The sequence below is a fragment of the uncultured Succinivibrio sp. genome (assembly GCF_902756765.1).
In the GTDB taxonomy this organism is placed as follows: Bacteria; Pseudomonadota; Gammaproteobacteria; order Enterobacterales; family Succinivibrionaceae; genus Succinivibrio.
In genome coordinates this window covers 1-2,839 of sequence record NZ_CACVSS010000205.1, presented here as the reverse complement: position 1 = coordinate 2,839, position 2,839 = coordinate 1, and the positions used below count along the sequence as shown (strand labels likewise).

Genomic DNA, 2,839 nt, shown 5'->3' with positions numbered 1-2,839 from the left:
TCTGAACGGCGCTCATACCTCAAACGTACCTGCAGCCTTCCTTGCAGGTCTTGATACCGTTGATCAGATGATGACCGATAAGGTTACAGGTCCATTTGCCCGTTCTGTAATTTATGACGAAATCATTCCTGCAGTAAAACTTGATAAGGGAATGTTAACTGAATTTGCCGATGCAGTTGTCGACAGATTCATGGATCCTTCTCTTCACCATCAGTTGGCATCAATTCTTATGAACTGCGCCTCAAAGGTAAAGGCTCGTGTTCTGCCATCTATCCTTGATGCAAGAGCCAACGGCACTCATCCAAAGAAACTGTATTTTGCACTGGCTGCCTTCTTTGCTCTGTATAAGAATTCAGACGGAACCTCCCCTGTTCAGGTTACAAGAGCTGACGGCAAAACCGGTCAATTCCAGGATGATGAGTATGCAGTAAAGACTATGGCTAAAGCCTGGGCACTTTATAAGAATTCAGAGGAGAGTGCAGAAGACACAGTAAAAGCCATTCTTTCAGACGTTAAACTCTGGGGAGAAGATCTTTGTGGCAAGGTCGATGTAGCGCAGATCGCTCACCTGACCCACAGTGTCGTTACCAACGGCGTTAAATCTACCATGTCAAAATGTTAGGAGACAAATAATGCAGTGCATAGTGATCAACCCTAAAGAGGATGTTGTCGCTGTAGCCCTTGAGGATCTAAAAAAGGGGCAGACTGTAAAAACCACCTTAGGTGATGTATCTTTAGTAGATGACATTCCACGTGGACACAAGTTTGCTCTTCATGATCTGAATGAAGGCGATCAGATTATTAAATACGGATATTCAATCGGTCATGCTACCTGCAGAATCAGTAAAGGACAGCATGTTCATTCACAGAATGTAAAAACCAATCTATCCGGAACCAAATCATATACCTATAACAAGACACCTCTGTCAACTTTAAAAAAGGTGGACAGAACCTTTGAAGGCTATGTTAGAGCTGACGGTCAGGTAGGAATCAGAAACGAAGTATGGATCATCCCTACCGTTTTCTGTGTTAATCACATAGCAAAAGAGCTTGAAGCATACGCCAGAGAGAAGCTTTCTGGCTATGAACATGTCGACGGCTGCTATGCTCTGACTCACCCATACGGTTGTTCTCAGATGGGAGAAGATCAGACAACCACCCAGAAGCTGCTAGCCTCACTGACACGCCACCCTAATGCTGGCGCGGTTCTGGTTTTAGGACTTGGCTGTGAAAACAACAATCTTTCTGAATTCAAGAAATTTTTAGAAGTGTCTGATGAGAGACTGATGTTTTTAAACACTCAGGAAGTAAAGGACGAACTTGTGGCTACGGCATTATTGATACTCTTCTTAATCTGGCTAATCAGGCAAGAAGAGAAAGTGTACCTTTATCAAAGCTTAGAATCGGACTTAAGTGCGGCGGCTCTGACGGTCTGTCAGGAATAACCGCAAATCCTCTGATAGGCAGAGTAAGCGACTTGATTGTAGGTTCCGGTGGTACCTCCGTTATGACCGAAGTTCCAGAAATGTTCGGTGCAGAACAGATTCTGATGAACCGAGCAAAGGATGAGGATACCTTTAATCAGACAGTAAATCTCATCAATGACTTTAAAGGTTATTTCAAATCTCATGGAGAAACTGTTTCAGAGAATCCTTCCCCTGGCAACAAGGCAGGAGGCATCACCACTTTAGAGGATAAGTCTTTAGGCTGTGTACAGAAGGGAGGAAAGGCACAGGTTGAAGGAACCATAAAATACGCTGAGACCATCAAGGGAACTGGACTTAATCTTCTGAATGCTCCTGGAAATGACGGTGTATCCTGTTCTGCTCTGGCAGCCTGTGGTGTAAATATGATCCTGTTTTCCACTGGAAGAGGAACTCCATTCAGCACCGTAGTACCAACCATCAAAATCTCTACCAATAATGCCCTTTACGAGAGAAAGGGAGGTAACTGGATCGACTTTAATGCCGGTGTGATTGTAGACGGAAAGGATTTTGATGCTCTTGCTGATGAGCTTTTAGATTACATTATCGACATAGCCTCTGGAAAGAAATCTGTCTCTGAGAAGAGAGATTTCCATGAGCTTTTAATCTGGAAGGATGGTGTAACCCTTTAATTAAAAGAGCAGAATATATATCGATATGACACAGGCCTACTTATCAGAGAGATGTAAGAACAGAGATGACTTTCGGGATCTTTGTATACAGCCTGTAAAGATATTCTCAAAAAAGTTAAGGATATAAGAGCATAGAGTTTTTTAATGTTGTTCTTTCTTCTAACGGATACAATTTAGTATCCGTTTTTTTGTTCTCCACTGCTCCAGATTGTTTAGGAAGATCTAGCCGAATGTAGTTCACAAAAAGTCCTACGACTTTTGCAGGTAAAACGCAAAAAGACATAGGACTTTTGTAAAAGGATATAAGTTTTAACTTTGATTCTTTAAATGATGTGAATATTAGCAGAACACCTTCTTAAAAGGACTCAGGGCATCCTTTAAAGTATCTCTGGTACAGGCAAGATTTACTCGAATAAAGCTGTTCATAGGAGAATGATACATCTCACCATCATTGATATACAGTTTCCCTTCCCTTATAAGCTTATTCTCCTGTGTTTTGCAGCAATAGGGGTAAAAAATAAGGCTCAAGCCTTGTCAGATAAGGGATGAGCCATTTTGATTTTGCACGTATAAAATTATTCAGCTGAATTCGGTGTAAACAGTTCCAGATTCTTAACACCAAATACCTTTCTTAAATCTTCATCGGAATTATAGTGGTTCAGTTTACCTCCATCTATTACTTCGGTAAGCAAGTCAGTCACATTCATCTTGTATCCATTAACC

2 protein-coding genes and 1 pseudogene are annotated in these 2,839 nt (G+C 41.6%); all 3 read left to right on the top strand.

Annotated features, from left to right (window positions below; translation table 11 throughout):
- A pseudogene (locus QZU45_RS12455) lies at window positions 1-622 on the top strand (mannitol dehydrogenase); the annotation flags it as partial.
- A gap of 10 nt (window positions 623-632) precedes the next feature.
- Complete coding sequence (locus QZU45_RS12580) at window positions 633-1,445, top strand: UxaA family hydrolase (RefSeq protein WP_366925506.1); 813 nt, start codon at window positions 633-635, stop codon at window positions 1,443-1,445.
- Complete coding sequence (locus tag QZU45_RS12575; RefSeq protein WP_366925507.1) at window positions 1,334-2,116, top strand: UxaA family hydrolase; 783 nt, start codon at window positions 1,334-1,336, stop codon at window positions 2,114-2,116. Before QZU45_RS12580 ends, QZU45_RS12575 begins: the two co-directional genes overlap by 112 nt.
- The last annotated feature ends 723 nt before the right edge of the window (window positions 2,117-2,839 follow it).

Coding starts and splice junctions, on each gene's coding strand:
- QZU45_RS12580 (WP_366925506.1), top strand. CDS start 633: ATGCAGTGCATAGTGATCAACCCTAAAGAGGATGTTGTCGCTGTAGCC.